Origin of the sequence: Amycolatopsis sp. GA6-003 (assembly GCF_046267895.1) — a bacterium.
Classification (GTDB): Bacteria; Actinomycetota; Actinomycetes; order Mycobacteriales; family Pseudonocardiaceae; genus Amycolatopsis.
Genome location: NZ_CP176499.1, coordinates 2,884,054 through 2,898,858, shown reverse-complemented (window position 1 = coordinate 2,898,858; position 14,805 = coordinate 2,884,054). Strand labels below are relative to the sequence as shown.

The 14,805-nt window shown below is 68.8% G+C and carries 13 protein-coding genes; 10 read left to right on the top strand and 3 right to left on the bottom strand.

All coding sequences use genetic code 11. The annotated features are described in order from the left end of the window. Positions 1–79: 79 nt before the first annotated feature. On the bottom strand, positions 80–1,282 hold the full coding sequence (locus F9C12_RS12545) for a hypothetical protein (RefSeq protein WP_409465980.1): 1,203 nt from the start codon (positions 1,280–1,282) through the stop codon (positions 80–82). A 141-nt stretch (positions 1,283–1,423) separates the two neighbouring features. Here F9C12_RS12545 and F9C12_RS12540 point away from each other — a divergent pair, with 141 nt between their 5' ends. The 4 genes from F9C12_RS12540 to F9C12_RS12525 all read left to right on the top strand — a co-directional run bounded on the left by F9C12_RS12540 (position 1,424) and on the right by F9C12_RS12525 (position 5,774). Beyond that, entirely contained in the window at positions 1,424–3,250 is a 1,827-nt protein-coding gene (locus F9C12_RS12540; RefSeq protein ID WP_409465979.1) for an Hsp70 family protein, read from the top strand. A gap of 34 nt (positions 3,251–3,284) precedes the next feature. Next, positions 3,285–3,479 (top strand): DUF3046 domain-containing protein, encoded by a 195-nt coding sequence (locus F9C12_RS12535; RefSeq protein WP_037713086.1) that lies wholly within the window; start codon positions 3,285–3,287, stop codon positions 3,477–3,479. Positions 3,480–3,728: 249 nt separating this feature from the next. After that, positions 3,729–4,772: a recombinase RecA gene (gene recA / locus F9C12_RS12530; protein WP_009075062.1), complete on the top strand. Its 1,044-nt coding sequence runs from the start codon at positions 3,729–3,731 to the stop codon at positions 4,770–4,772. Positions 4,773–5,228: 456 nt separating this feature from the next. Continuing rightward, on the top strand, positions 5,229–5,774 hold the full coding sequence (locus F9C12_RS12525; RefSeq protein WP_409182164.1) for a regulatory protein RecX: 546 nt from the start codon (positions 5,229–5,231) through the stop codon (positions 5,772–5,774). A gap of 62 nt (positions 5,775–5,836) precedes the next feature. On the opposite strand, the gene eda is transcribed toward F9C12_RS12525, so the two are convergent. Both eda and edd read right to left on the bottom strand, forming a co-directional pair. Beyond that, positions 5,837–6,460, bottom strand: coding sequence for a bifunctional 4-hydroxy-2-oxoglutarate aldolase/2-dehydro-3-deoxy-phosphogluconate aldolase (eda, locus tag F9C12_RS12520; RefSeq protein ID WP_409465978.1), 624 nt, complete (start codon positions 6,458–6,460; stop codon positions 5,837–5,839). Continuing rightward, complete coding sequence (gene edd, locus F9C12_RS12515) at positions 6,457–8,397, bottom strand: phosphogluconate dehydratase (protein WP_409465977.1); 1,941 nt, start codon at positions 8,395–8,397, stop codon at positions 6,457–6,459. Before edd ends, eda begins: the two co-directional genes overlap by 4 nt. A 254-nt stretch (positions 8,398–8,651) precedes the next feature. Between edd and F9C12_RS12510 the strand changes: the two genes are divergently transcribed. The 6 genes from F9C12_RS12510 (at position 8,652) to F9C12_RS12485 (ending at position 14,793) form a co-directional block, all read left to right on the top strand. Further along, entirely contained in the window at positions 8,652–9,551 is a 900-nt protein-coding gene (locus tag F9C12_RS12510) for a helix-turn-helix domain-containing protein (protein ID WP_409465976.1), read from the top strand. A 279-nt stretch (positions 9,552–9,830) separates the two neighbouring features. Continuing rightward, positions 9,831–10,118, top strand: coding sequence for a hypothetical protein (locus F9C12_RS12505; RefSeq protein WP_409182159.1), 288 nt, complete (start codon positions 9,831–9,833; stop codon positions 10,116–10,118). After that, complete coding sequence (locus tag F9C12_RS12500; RefSeq protein ID WP_409182158.1) at positions 10,115–10,945, top strand: hypothetical protein; 831 nt, start codon at positions 10,115–10,117, stop codon at positions 10,943–10,945. The genes F9C12_RS12505 and F9C12_RS12500 overlap by 4 nt, the downstream gene beginning before the upstream one ends. Positions 10,946–11,003: 58 nt before the next feature. Next, the gene (locus tag F9C12_RS12495) at positions 11,004–12,920 is read left to right on the top strand and encodes a fumarate reductase/succinate dehydrogenase flavoprotein subunit (RefSeq protein ID WP_409465975.1); all 1,917 of its coding nucleotides are present in this window, start codon (positions 11,004–11,006) and stop codon (positions 12,918–12,920) included. After that, the gene (locus F9C12_RS12490; RefSeq protein ID WP_409182156.1) at positions 12,917–13,669 is read left to right on the top strand and encodes a succinate dehydrogenase/fumarate reductase iron-sulfur subunit; all 753 of its coding nucleotides are present in this window, start codon (positions 12,917–12,919) and stop codon (positions 13,667–13,669) included. The genes F9C12_RS12495 and F9C12_RS12490 overlap by 4 nt, the downstream gene beginning before the upstream one ends. A gap of 776 nt (positions 13,670–14,445) precedes the next feature. Continuing rightward, on the top strand, positions 14,446–14,793 hold the full coding sequence (locus F9C12_RS12485) for a VOC family protein (RefSeq protein ID WP_409465974.1): 348 nt from the start codon (positions 14,446–14,448) through the stop codon (positions 14,791–14,793). Positions 14,794–14,805: the final 12 nt, after the last annotated feature.

The following is a 14,805-nucleotide window of genomic DNA, read 5'->3' as shown; positions in this document are numbered from 1 at the left end:
TGCGCGGCGCCCCCGACAATTTCCGGGGCCCGGGCAGTGCGGTCCGGTCCGGATCCCCTCGTGTGGGTGACCGATCGGCTTAGATCGCGTACTTCCACACGGTCAGCGAATAAGCCGAATACCAGGCCCCGGCCAGCACGAACACGGTCGTCGCGGTGATCATCGTGGACCTCGTGCGACCGGCCAGCCCCATCGCTACGGGCAGCAGGAGCGCGAAGTCGGGGAGCAGGAACCTCGACTTCAAAGCGGGCAGCCCGGCACTGCACAGGACCAGCGCCACGACGCCCACCGCGTAGGCAGCCAGCGGCCACGGCATCCGCCGGCCGGTCACGCAGATGACCGCGAGCGCGATCGCCGCGACCGTCACGAGCACGACGAGCGTTTCCCAGGCATTGCCCGAGGTGAAAAGCGTCTGCGTGATCCACTTCCAGGCCTCGGCGCCAGCGTCGAACCGCGTGTTCCAGCCGCGAAGCTCCACGTCCTGCCAACCGGTCAGGCTGCCGGTCTGCACCGCGACGAACATCCAGTACCCGAGCAGGCCGAGCGGCGCGACGAAGACGCACACGAGCGCGTTCCACCGCTGTCGGTTCCGCCACACGTCGAGCACCGCGGCGAGCACCACGACCGCGACCAGCACGCACGCGGTCGAGCGGGTGAGCCCGGCGAACAGCGTCGCGCAAGCAGCGAGGTACCACTTGCGTTCGAGAACGCCGACCAGCGCCCACGCGGCGAGCGCGGTGAAGAGCGACTCGGTCATCACCATGCTTTCGGCGATCGCCATCGGCGCGGCGCCCCACAGCACGGCGAGCAGCAGCCCCGCTCGAGGACTGTGGACGAGCCGGCCGATCCGGTACATCGCCGTCGCCGCCGCGATCCCGGCGAGTGTCGACAGCAGGAGGGCCGCCCCGAAGTACGTCACCCCGGGCAGCTTCTCGAACAGCCCGGTCAGGGCCGGATACAGCGGGAAGTAGCCGTACGACGCGTCGGGATAGGGCAGCCCGGCGGCGTCGAGCGGATTGCTCACGCCGGTGTAGCTGTGCTCGGCGATCTGCAGGTACCACCAGCCGTCCCAGGACTGCAGCCGTTCGCCGAGCGGCAGGTCCCGGGGAGCGGCCATGGCGGCGAGCACGCCGACGCCGACCAGCCGCACCACGAGGTACAGCACGGCCGCGTGCAGGTAGCTGGAACGGCCCCATTTGGCCGCCGCCACCCGCACCGGGTGCGCCGGACCGCCCGCCTGGCCGAACTGTTCCCGGCGGGTCTTGTCCACTAGCTCTGTCATTGCCTCCCCGTCCTCGGAAGACGAGACGTTCCGTCGCTTCCCGGGGTTGCGCGCGCCGCGAGTTTCGCGGGTCCGCACGCACGGTGACCGGGCACGTGGCAGCATCTCCGCCAGCGCTGCTTGAGTCGAGGGGAAATTACTGTGCGGATCCTGTCGGTGGACCTCGGGACGTCCAACACCGTCGCCGTCCTTTCCGCGCACGGCAGGCCGCCGCGCGTCGTCGAGGTCGACGGATCGGCCAACATGCCCTCCGCGGTCTTCGCCGGGGAAGACGGCACGCTCATGGTCGGCCGGGACGCCGAACGTCGCGCGCGGCTCGACCCGACGCGGTTCGAGCCCAACCCTAAACGGCGCATCGACGAGCAGACGCTGCTGCTGGGCACGGACGTCGTGCCGGTCAACGAAGCGCTCGCCGCGATCCTGCGCCGGGTGCTCGACGAGACCACCCGCCAGCTCGGCGGCGAGCAGCCGGACGAGGTCCGGCTCACCCACCCCGCGCAGTGGGGTCCGGTGCGCCGCAACGTGCTGCTGAGCGCGGCGCGGCTCGCCGGCATTCGCGGGAACGTGGTCCTCGTGCCGGAGCCAGTCGCCGCCGCGGCGCACTTCGCGTCGTTCCCGGAGCGTGCGTTGGCTCCAGGGCAGGCTCTCGCGGTGTACGACCTCGGCGCGGGCACGTTCGACGTCGCAGTCGTCGGCGCGAACCAGAACGGCTACACAGTGCTCGCCGAGGACGGCCTGCCCGACCTCGGCGGCCTCGACGTCGACCAGGCGCTGATGGTCCACGTCGGACGTGAGGTGTCGCACTCGGACCCGCAGCGCTGGCAGAGGCTGCTTCGCCCCGAGTCCACTGCGGACCGGCGTACGCGACGCGCGCTGCAAGAAGACGTGAAGGCCGCGAAGGAGGCACTGTCTCGGCATCCGCAGACAGAGGTGCCGATGCCGGAGCCGTTCAAGGACGTGCTGGTCACGCGCGGAGAGCTCGAAGGCTTGGTGCGTCCGGCAATGCTGCGCAGCGTGGAGTTGCTTTCGCGGACGCTGCGTTCGGCTGGGCTCACCTCGGATCGTCTCGCCGGCATCTACCTCGTCGGCGGATCGAGCCGGTTGCCGCTGGTCGGATCGATGATCACGGAGAAGCTCGGCGTCGTTCCCACGAGTCTCGACCAGCCTGAGACGGCCGTCGCGCTGGGTGCGCAGCATGTCGCTAAAGACGGACTGTCGATGCGTACGCAGAACGTCGAGGGCCAGGTGGCGTCTGGTGCGCCGTACGCGCCGCCTGCTGCGCCACAGGGCAACTACTCGGCGTACTCGCCGACGCAGCCGCAGCCGATGCCGCCGTTCCAGTCTTCGCCGGCACCGTCGAACTTCCCGACGTACACGCCCGCTAAGCCGGAGAAGAAGAGCCGTACCAAGCTGTGGATCGGCATCGCGGCTGTGGTGGTTGTGCTCGCGGCTGGGCTGACTGTGTTCCTCACGACAAAGGGCTCGTCGGTGACGACGTACACGGCTGAAGAGTGCCGTACGCCAGGGCAAGCCGACTCGTCCGGCATGACCGGCTGCATGCGTCAGCTGGCGGGCAAGGTCGCTGAGAACGGCGGCTGTGCTCCCGGCATGGGCAACGGTCCCGCCGCTCCGGCGAAGAGCCTCGGGCCCGCGTCGACGTGCGCCGCGCCGGGGCGCGCGGGCACTCAGGTGACGTACGTGCAGGGGCAGTCGGCAGCCGAGCTGAAGCAGTACACCGACGGACTGCTGTCCTCCGCGGGCGGCGACCGCACCGAAGCGGACTGGAAGGGCAACGCGCTCGAAGGGCACTACGCGGCGGCGGCCGGGCAGTCCTCGGCGGTCCTCGTGTTCACCGTGAAGGACCGGCCCCTCGTCGGGTTCCTCTATCAGGTGAATTCCGGCGGGCAGGCGGCCACGCCGGGCGCGCTGGCCGACTACTTCGAACAGCACGTCCAGCCGGGGGAGTGATCCCCGTTCGATCGGGAAAGCTAGCATTCGCCCGATGCGTATCACGGTGTTCCGACGGCTGATGGCCGAGGAGTTCGGGTCCGGACGCGCCGAGATGCTCGCCAAGGACCACGTGTTCAGCGGGCTCGGCGGGCGCACGGTCGAAGAGGCGCTGAGCGCGGGAACGCCGGCCAAGGAGATCTGGCGAGCGGTCTGCGTCGAGTTCGAGGTGCCACCGGAACGGCGCTGACCTGGGGTTTCCCGATTCCGGTCGGCGCGAAGGGCGAAAACCGCGGCGGATGGGCGTGTCGCCGCGAGCCTCGAACATCTGTTCGTCTATGGTGTTGTGCACAACGGGGCCAGCGATCCACAGATCGGTCGCCGCGCCTGGAATTGTCGGTCCCTCCCCGTAGCGTCGGACCGGACAGGGTTTGACCGCCGGACAAGCCCGACTGGACAACCGAACACACACAGGCCCCAACCAGCGAGGTGGACTTCCATGCCAGCAGCACCCGACAAGGACAAGGCGCTCGAGCTCGCCCTTGCGCAGATCGACAAGCAGTACGGCAAGGGCTCGGTGATGCGGCTCGGCGAGGAGTCCCGGCCTCCCATCGCCGTGATCCCCACCGGCGCGATCGCCCTCGACGTCGCGCTCGGCATCGGCGGCCTGCCGCGCGGCCGGGTCGTCGAGATCTACGGACCGGAATCCTCCGGTAAGACCACGGTCGCCCTGCACGCGGTGGCCAACGCCCAGCGCAACGGCGGCATCGCGGCGTTCATCGACGCGGAGCACGCGCTCGACCCGGAGTACGCGAAGCGGCTCGGCGTCGACACCGACGCGCTGCTCGTGTCCCAGCCGGACACCGGCGAGCAGGCGCTCGAGATCGCGGACATGCTGATCCGCTCGGGCGCGCTCGACATCCTGGTCATCGACTCCGTCGCGGCCCTCGTGCCGCGCGCGGAAATCGAGGGCGAGATGGGCGATTCGCACGTCGGTCTCCAGGCCCGCCTGATGAGCCAGGCGCTGCGGAAGATCACCGGTGCGCTGTCGAACTCCGGCACCACCGCGATCTTCATCAACCAGCTGCGCGAGAAGGTCGGCGTCATGTTCGGCTCGCCGGAGACCACCACCGGCGGCAAGGCGCTGAAGTTCTACGCGTCGGTCCGGCTCGACGTGCGCCGCATCGAGACGCTGAAGGACGGCGGCGAGCCGGTCGGCAACCGCACCCGCGTGAAGGTCGTCAAGAACAAGGTGGCCCCGCCCTTCAAGCAGGCCGAGTTCGACATCCTCTACGGCATGGGCGTCTCGCGCGAGGGCTCGCTCATCGACATGGGCGTCGACCAGGGCATCCTGCGCAAGTCGGGTGCCTGGTACACGTACGAGGGCGACCAGCTGGGCCAGGGCAAGGAGAACGCCCGCCGGTTCCTGCGCGACAACCCGGACATCGCCAACGAGATCGAGAAGCGCATCAAGGAGAAGCTCGGCATCGGCCCGCAGGTCGACGCCGAAGCCGAAGCCGTGCCCGCGCCGGTCGACTTCTGATCCGGGGAGGGGAGGGGATCGGCGGGTTCCCTCCCCGGTGCTCGGGTCGAACACCGGTCCGCCGCTGAACCCGATGCGGTGTTCCGCGACGGCTTCGCCGGGGTGCGGCGGCGTTCCGGTTGCGTCGGAGCTTTGTCGTCCCGCGGAAGGTTTCGGGCAGGACGGGCGGGCGTGGTTCGGCGGATGGCGGACGGGTCGGTCGGCGCGGGCGTGGTTCGGTGGATCGCGGACGGGTCGGTCGGCGCTGTGCGCGTGGTCAGGTTGAGGCTGCGCGTGGGCCGGTAGAGGTTGCCGGTGCTGGGCTTGGCGGTCCGGGCCAGTGCGGGTTCGGCGGCTGTCGCCAGCCGGGAGTCGCACCGGTGCCGGTGCCGGGCTGTGGCGTCGGGCGGCGGAAACGGGTGCAGAGGTGACGGTGTCGTCGTTCTCAGCAGCGGCACCGGGAAGAGGAGTGCGGGCGTGGCCAGGGTGCCGAAGGTCGAACCGGCGGAGTTGCCTCCGGAGGAGCGGGCGAAGAAGGCCAAGGAGATCTGCTTCGACCTCCTCGCCGCCCGGCCGCGGACGGTCGACGAGCTTCGGCAGGCTTTGCAGCGCAAGGGTTTCGACAGCGAGACCGTGGAAACCCTGCTCGGCAAGCTCGACCGCGCCGGTCTGGTCAACGACGCCGAGTTCGCCGAAACCTGGGTCCGCAACCGGCACGCCAACCAAGGGCTGTCGCGCACGGCGCTGGTCGCGGAGTTGCGGCGCAAGGGCGTCGACGGCGAGATCGCGGCGCAAGCGGCCGAGGAAGTCGACCGGGACGCCGAGGAACAACGGGCTCGCGAACTGGTGCGGAAGCGGCTCGGGTCGCTCGGGAACGTCGACGAGCAGACCGCGATCCGCCGTCTGCTCGGGTTCCTCGCGCGGAAGGGGTATCCGCAAGGCTTGGCCTACACGGTGATCCGCGAGGAGCTTCGCGAGTTCGGGGCGGAAGCCAGCATGCTGGACGACGTGACGGTCGACTGACCGGCCCGCAGCACCAAGAAACCCGCCGCCTGCAGCCAGAGGCGACGGGTTTCCGGAACGGCTCAGCGCAGCGCGGCGGCTTCGGCAGCCAGCTTCTCGATGGCAGCGAAGTCCTTGTCCGCCACCAGCTTCGCGGGCGTCAGCCACGATCCGCCGATGCAGCCGACGTTCGGCAGCGCCAGGTACGACGGGGCCGACGACAGCGTGATCCCGCCGGTCGGGCAGAACTGCAGCTGCGGCAGCGGCCCGGCGATCGACTTCAGGAACGCCGCGCCCCCGCTGGCCTCCGCCGGGAAGAACTTCAGCGTGGTCAGCCCGCGTTCGGCCAGCCGCATCGCCTCGGACACCGTGCTCGCGCCCGGCAGGAACGGCAGCCCGGTGGCGAACGCGGCGTCCAGCACCGCGTCCGTGCAGCCCGGCGTCACCAGGAACTTCGCGCCCGCGTCGGCGGCCTGTTTCGCCTGCTCCGGCGACGTCACCGTGCCGGCGCCCACGACGATGTCCGGCACCTCGGCCGCCACCCGCTCGATCGCGGTCAGCGCGACCGGCGTGCGCAGCGTCAGCTCGATCACCCCGATCCCGCCGGCGAGCAGGGCACGGGCCGTCGGCACCGCGTCGTCGGCGTCGTCGATCACCACGACGGGCATCACGGGGGACAGGGCGAGCAGGTCCGTGCCGGTGGTCACTGACCGACCTCCTGGGTCTGGAGAGCATACGAGGACTCGCCCATTGTCCCGCTTCCGAATGGCGGAACGCCCCGGGCGAGGTCCAGCTCCGGAGTGAGCGCCCCGAACACGCTCGCGCCCTGGTCAGCCGGGCCGACCGCGCGGCGCAACGCCCCGAACAGCTCCCGCCCGGTCCCGCTCCACGCGGCCTCCGACGGCGGCGCGTCCGCCAGGTCCCGGCGCGCCAGTTCGTCGTCCGCGACCAGCACGTCCAAGCTTCCGGACCGAGCGTCGAACCGGATCACGTCGCCGTCGGCGATCCGGGCGATCGGCCCGCCCACCGCGGCCTCCGGCGTCACCTGAATCGCCGCCGGCACCTTGCCGGACGCACCCGACATCCGCCCGTCGGTGAGCAGCGCGACCCGGAACCCCCGGTCCATCAACACGCCCAGCGCCGGGGTCAGGCCGTGCAGCTCCGGCATCCCGTTCGCCTGCGGACCTTGCTGCCGCAGCACCACGACCACGTCCCGGTCCAGTTCCCCGGCCTCGAACGCGACCCGGAACGCGTCCTGCGAGGTGAACACCCGCGCCGGCGCCTCCACCACGCGGTGCTCCGGGGCGACTGCCGACACCTTCGTGACCGCCCGGCCCAAGTTGCCTTCGACCATCCGCAGCCCGCCGTCCGGGGCGAACGGCCGCCACACCGGACGCAGCACCTCTTCGTCGAGGCTGCGCGTCGGCACGTCCCGCCACACCAGCTCGCCGTCCGACAAGATCGGCTCCTGGGTGTACCGGCGCAGGCCGGGGCCCGCGACGGTGAGCACGTCCTCGTGCAGCAGCCCCGCGTCGAGCAGCGTGCCGACGAGGAACTGGATGCCGCCGGCCGCGTGGAAGTGGTTGATGTCCGCGCTGCCGTTCGGGTATACGCGCGCCAGCAGCGGCACGACCGCCGACAAGTCCGAGAAATCGTCCCAGCTCAGCTGAATCCCCGCCGCCGCGGCGATCGCCACCAGGTGCATCGTGTGGTTCGTCGACCCGCCGGTAGCCAGCAGCGCCACGATGCCGTTCACGAACGCTTTTTCGTCCAGCACCTGCGAAATCGGCGTGTACGCCTCGCCTCGGGACAGCTCGACGACGCGTCGGCCAGCCTCTTCGGTAAGCGCCTGCCGCAACGGCGTGTTCGGCGGGACGAAGCTGGCGCCCGGCAGGTGCAGACCCATCACCTCAACCACCATCTGGTTCGAGTTGGCGGTGCCGTAGAACGTGCAGGTGCCAGCGGAGTGATACGAGGCGGCTTCCGCGTCGAGCAGGTCTTCCCGCGTCGCGAGCCCTTCCGCGTACAGCTGCCGCACCCGGGCTTTTTCCTTGTTGGGCAAGCCAGAATTCATCGGCCCGGCAGGCACGAGGATCGCAGGCAGATGCCCGAACGACAACGCGCCGATCAGCAATCCCGGCACGATTTTGTCGCACACGCCCAGCAGCAACGACGCGTCGAACATGTCGTGCGACAACGCGATCGCTGTCGCCATCGCGATCACTTCGCGGCTGAACAGCGACAACTCCATGCCCGGACGCCCCTGCGTGATGCCGTCGCACATCGCGGGCACGCCACCGGCGAACTGGGCCACGCCTCCAGCTTCGCGAACCGATTTCTTGAGCCAGGCCGGGTACTCCTGCATCGGCTGATGAGCGGAGAGCAAGTCGTTGTAGGAGGACACGATCGCCACGCCAGGCGCGCGCAACTGGCGAAGCGCCTGCTTGTCGACGCCGTCCATGGCGGCGAATCCGTGCGCGAGGTTGCTGCAAGCGAGGCCGCGGCGGACCGGCCCCTCCTCGAAAGCGGCCGCGCTGCGAGCGAGGTACGCCGCCCGCGTGTCCGCACTGCGCTCGGCGATCCGGTCAGTGACGTCGGCAAGCACGCGGTGCACCGCGGCGGTCGGGTTCGGGTTGCTGCTCATCTCAAGCTCCCGGCTCGTGACGGGTTCGCGAGACGACGGCGCTGGCGTCGCGGGAACGTGACGGTGCACACGGTAACCCGAAAACCTGCCGGAAACAAAATCGATTCAGAAACCCCCTGTGGGGGTGACGTGCGGAGGTTCAGGACAGCCCGGGTCGCTGGCGTCTCGGCCGCGGCCGATGACACGGATCGGGCGACAGGCCTAGGTGTTAGCAATGTGGAACAGGCACTATCCGCGGCTGGAGGTGACAGTGGATGCGAGATTCGGACACGCCCACTCCGCAAGAGCGCGCTTTGGGCAGGGAATTGCGGAATGCCCGGATCGAGGCGAGCTTCGGTCTGCGCGAACTGGGACGCTGGGTCGGGGTGGAGCCGGCGCTGCTGTCGAGCTGGGAGCTGGGCGAGGAGGTGCCGACGCTGGAGGACGTGGCCGGGGTGCTGGGTGCGCTCGGCGTGGTCGGCGAGAAGAAAACGCGCATCATGGAACTGGCGCGCGACCTGGCCGGGACGAGCTGGATCATGCCCGGCTCGCAGGCGAACACGGCCCATTACGCGCTAGTGGCCGGACACGAGCGGAACGCCGAGTCGGTGACTGTGTGGGCTCCGCTGGAGATCCCGGAACTGCTGCAAACCCCCGACTACGCGCGGCTGGTGTTCGGCCCGAGCCTCTGGGACAGCGAAATCCTGGAGCAAGTCGTCGAGAACCGCTTGAACCGCAAGAGAATCCTGTTCGGCGCGGAGGCGGTCGAGACGCAGCTGTTCATCGGTACCGAAGCACTGCGAAACGACCTCGGAGACGCCGAACTGATGCTGCGGCAGCTGCGGTACCTCATCGAGATCGCGGCGACGGTGAACATCCGCCTGGCCCCGAGCGAGGCCGTCACGGCGGGCGCGTTCAGCTGGTACCGGCAGCGGGATACAACGGATGTCGTGTACTTCCCGCATGAGCGCGCAGGTGTCTTCCTGTCCGGGCGGGAAGCCGCTCCGTACGTGGGAACTATCGAGCGGCTGGCCGAGTCCGCGCTGTCTTTGGAGGATTCGTTGGACTGCCTGTCGGCCGCGGCCGACAGGTTCGAGGAGGAGGTGAAAGCCCAACGGCAGGCGAACGAGGCCGGACTGACGAACCTCCTGACGGGAGAGGATCCGGCTGGGTAGGGGCTTGTCGCGTAGGGTGATCGCGGGATGACTCTCTGTCTGCCGGAGGTCGTTCCGGCAACCGGTCGGGGCTTGGGGTTTGCGGGGGAGGACGTCCCAGAGACGGCCCAGACCCCACTTTCGGCCCCTATCTGGCGAGAAATCCCCAGGTCAACAGCTACCGCATGCCTTCTTCTGGTAAATGTGCTACTTGTCACAGTGCACCGCGCGAGGCAGAGTCGTACTTGGCGGCGTTGATCGTCACCCGAACTGCCGGCCCCACCACCAGGGAGGCTTCCGATGTCCACCACAGAGATCGCCGAACTTCGGCGCACCATCGGCCAGTTGCGGCAGTGCGTGGGCGCATTGCGGTCGCGCTACGGCGACGCGTCCGCGGTGCGCCGGCTGGCCAACGACGTCGAGCGGCTCGACATCGACAGTGCGGAGCTGGACGGGCATCCGCCTGCTGTGCCCGCGCAGGCGAAGCCTCTCGAGCGCGTTCCTGTCCCGGATACTCCCTACGATCCGGCGCTGTGGAGCGGTGCCGACGACGAAGGTGTCGGTGGCTACAAGCGCGACCAGCGGTGAGCGCGCCCGCTGACAACGACGTCAGCCGCGCCCGTACCGGCGTTCGGGCGCCGGGGCGGGCGCGGCTCGCCGACCGGACATTGCGCACCGACCGGTGGTGGCTGGCGCCCCTGCTCACTGTGCTGGGGCTGGCCACCTTCGTCGTTTACGCGACTGTCCGGGCGTTCGTGCGCACCGCCTACTGGGTGCCCGAATACCACTATCTGACGCCGTTCTACTCGCCCTGCGTGTCCACTTCCTGCGTCCCGGGATCGAGCCACTTCGGGCACTGGTTCGGCGAGATGCCGTCCTGGCTGCCGCTCGGTGTGCTCGTGCTGCCGTTCCTGCTCGGGTTCCGGTTGACCTGCTACTACTACCGCAAGGCCTACTACCGCTCGGTCTGGTTCTCCCCGCCGGCCTGCGCGGTCGCCGAACCGCACGCGCGCTACACCGGCGAGACGCGGCTGCCGTTGATCGTGCAGAACGTGCACCGGTACTTCTTCTACGTCGCGTGCGTGGTTTCGCTCGTCAACACCTACGACGCCGTCGTCGCCTTCCAGAGTCCCAGCGGGTTCGGCTTCGGGCTCGGCAACGTGATTCTCGTGGTGAACGTCGTGCTGCTGTGGGCGTACACGCTCTCCTGCCACTCGTGCCGGCACGTCACCGGCGGGCGGCTCAAGCATTTCTCGAAACATCCCGTCCGGTACTGGATCTGGACGCAGGTCACGAAGCTCAACACCCGGCACATGACCCTCGCGTGGACGACGCTCGGCACGCTCGTGCTGACCGACTTCTACGTGATGCTCGTGTCGAGCGGCGCGATCTCCGACCTGCGATTCGTGGGCTGAACCCCGGAAATCCAGCAGCGCAAGGCAGTTCTCCCCAGCTCGTGAGGTGGCTTATTCCATGACCGAGGTCGAACGGCACAGCTACGACGTGGTGGTGATCGGTGCCGGCGGCGCCGGTCTGCGCGCGGTGATCGAAGCGCGCGAACGCGGGTTCAGCGTCGCGGTGGTGTGCAAATCCCTGTTCGGCAAGGCGCACACGGTGATGGCCGAGGGCGGCTGCGCGGCGTCGATGGGCAACGCGAACTCGAACGACAACTGGCAGGTGCACTTCCGCGACACCATGCGCGGCGGGAAATTCCTCAACAACTGGCGGATGGCCGAGCTGCACGCCAAGGAAGCGCCGGACCGCGTCTGGGAGCTGGAGACGTACGGCGCGCTCTTCGACCGCACGGCGGACGGGCGGATCAGCCAGCGCAACTTCGGCGGGCACACGTATCCGCGGCTCGCGCACGTCGGCGACCGGACCGGGCTCGAGCTGATTCGCACTATGCAGCAGAAGATCGTTTCGCTGCAACAGGAAGACTTCAAGAAGTACGGCGACTACGAGGCGCGGATCAAGGTCTTCGCTGAATGTACGGTCACCGAGTTGCTGCTGGACAAAGGCGCGATCGCCGGAGCGTTCGGCTACTGGCGCGAAAGCGGCCGGTTCGTGCTGTTCGAAGCGCCTGCGGTGGTGCTCGCGACGGGCGGCATCGGCAAGTCGTTCAAGGTGACGTCGAATTCGTGGGAGTACACCGGCGACGGGCACGCGCTCGCCCTTCGTGCCGGCGCGAAGCTGATCAACATGGAGTTCGTGCAGTTCCATCCGACCGGGATGGTGTGGCCGCCGAGCGTGAAGGGCATCCTCGTCACCGAGGGCGTGCGCGGCGACGGCGGGGTGCTCAAGAACTCCGAGGACAAGCGGTTCATGTTCGAGTACGTGCCCGAGGTGTTCAAGGGCCAGTACGCGGACAGCGAAAGCGAGGCCGACCGCTGGTACACCGACCAGGAGAACAACCGCCGGACGCCGGACCTGCTGCCGCGCGACGAGGTGGCGCGGGCGATCAACTCCGAGGTCAAGGAGGGGCGCGGGTCCCCGCACGGCGGCGTGTTCCTCGACATCGCGAGCCGGCTGCCCGCCGAGGAGATCCAGCGGCGGCTGCCGTCGATGTACCACCAGTTCAAGGAACTCGCCGACGTCGACATCACCAAGGAGGCCATGGAGGTCGGCCCCACCTGCCACTACGTGATGGGCGGCGTGGAGGTCGACCCGGACACCGGCGCGGCGAGCGTGCCCGGCCTGTTCGCGGCGGGCGAGTGCTCCGGCGGCATGCACGGGTCGAACCGGCTTGGCGGCAACTCGCTGTCGGACCTGCTCGTGTTCGGCCGGCGCGCCGGACTGGGCGCGGCGTCCTATGTGGACGGTCTCGAGGATCGTCCCGCGGTGTCGCAGTCCGATGTGGACGCCGCGGCCGCGATGGCGCTCGAACCGTTCAACCCGCCCGCCGACGGCACGCCGGAGAACCCGTACACCCTGCACACCGAGCTGCAGCAGTCGATGAACGATCTCGTCGGCATCATCCGCAAGGCCGGGGAAATCCAGCAGGCGCTGGAAAAACTCGCGGACATCCGCCGCCGCGTGCGGCTGGTGACGGTGGAGGGCCACCGGCAGTTCAACCCCGGCTGGCACCTCGCGCTCGACCTGCGGAACATGCTGCTGGTGAGCGAATGCGTCGCCCGCGCGGCGCTGACCCGCACCGAAAGCCGCGGCGGCCACACCCGCGACGACTACCCGTCGATGGACCCGGACTGGCGGCACCGGCTCCTCGTCTGCTCCGCGCGGCCAGGCGACAACCCGCTCGTGCCGGACGTCGACGTGGCCGTGAAGGAGCAGACGCCGATGCGGCCGGACCTGCTCGAGCTGTTCGAACTCGACGAGCTGGGCAAGTACTTCACCGACGCCGAGCTGGAGAACCACTCCGGGAGGACCGCGTGAGCTACCAGGCGAAGTTCCGCGTGTGGCGAGGCGACGCGACCGGCGGCGGCCTGCAGGACTTCACCGTGGAGGTGAACGAGGGCGAGGTCGTGCTCGACATCATCCACCGGCTGCAGGCCACCCAGGCCGCCGACCTCGCCGTGCGCTGGAACTGCAAAGCGGGCAAATGCGGTTCCTGCTCCGCGGAGATCAACGGCAGGCCGCGGCTGCTGTGCATGACGCGCATGTCGACGTTCACCGAAGCCGAGGTCGTGACGGTCACGCCGATGCGCACCTTCCCGGTGATCCGCGACCTCGTGACCGACGTGTCGTTCAACTACACGAAGGCTCGCGAGATCCCGTCTTTCACCCCGCCGGAGGGGCTGAAACCCGGCGAGTACCGGATGCAGCAGGTGGACGTCGAGCGCTCGCAGGAATTCCGCAAGTGCATCGAGTGCTACTTGTGCCAGAACACCTGCCACGTCGTGCGCGACCACGAGGAGAACAAGGAGGCTTTCGCCGGGCCTCGCTACCTCATGCGGATCGCCGAGCTGGAGATGCATCCGCTGGACGTCGCCGACCGCCGCGACGCCGCGCAGGACGAGCACGGGCTCGGGTTCTGCAACATCACCAAATGCTGTACCGAGGTGTGCCCGGAAGGCATCCACATCACCGACAACGCGCTGATCCCGATGAAGGAACGCGTCGCCGACCGCAAGTACGACCCGATTGTCTGGCTGGGGGACAAGCTGTTCCGCCGGAATCGGTGACGTCCGCCCGGGGTGGTGGGCGGTGCGGTCGCGGACCTGTTGGTGGTGGGCTGCGGCCGCGTGCCGGTTCGCGGGAGTGGGCTTGTCTGCCCGGTGGTGGCGGGGTTGCCGGTTCCCGGGGTGGGCCTGGCTCAGCCGTGGTGGCGGGGTTGCCGACTCACGGAGTGGCTTGCTCGCGGTGGCGGGCGTGCCGGTTCGCGGGTGGGCCTGGCTTGCTCGCGGTCAAGGGTTTGCCGGTTCGCGGAGTGGCTTGGCTCGGCCGCGATGACAGGCCTGTCCGTTCCCGAGGTGAGCCTGCCCGTGCACGGTAGCCGTGCCTTCCACGGTGGCTCGCCTGCTCGTTCACGCGCTCCGGGTCCGCCCTTCGGAGGCGAGGACGGCGCACGCGCGGCAGGTGGCGTATTCAGTTGTGGTTGGGCAATAGGCGGTTCCTCCTTGCCGGTTGAGTCTGGTCATGACGGCGGGTCGACCCGGCGGCTGTCTTCCGTGCGGCGCGCCGCGATTTCCGTTTCCGGGCAGCGCGATCTCACCGCGCGCAGGCGAGACCGCACCGACCAGTGCGCTGGCCAACGCACTGGGAGAGAAGGGAAATCGCGACGGCCGCTACGAGAACGCTCGTGGGCTCACATCACATGCGATGCACTTACTTCGATGAGATCAACGTTAGCAGGACCCGCGGTCGGACGGCATCACTCGATCGGCTCGATCGCGCAGGCTCGATCGCGCAAAGGACGATTTCCCTTGTACCCAAAGGACTTCAGGAAGGACAAGAAGCCATGATCACCGGTGCCCACGTGATCCTCTACAGCAAAGACGCAGCAGCAGACCGGGAGTTCCTCAAGGACGTACTGGAACTGGGCCACGTAGACGCAGGCGAAGGCTGGCTCATTTTCCGCCTGCCCCCAACGGAACTGGCAGTGCACCCCACCGACGGAGAACCCCAGCAGGAGTTCTACCTGATGTGCGACGACCTAGCCGAAACAGTCCGGCAGCTGACCCAGAAGGGAGCCGAAGCGGACGGCGAGCCAACGACCGCATCCTGGGGCACCCGAGTATCCCTCCGCCTCCCCAGCGGCAGCCTCCTCCCGCTGTACCAGCCACGCCATCCGACAGCGCACGGCTGAAAACAAAGAAAC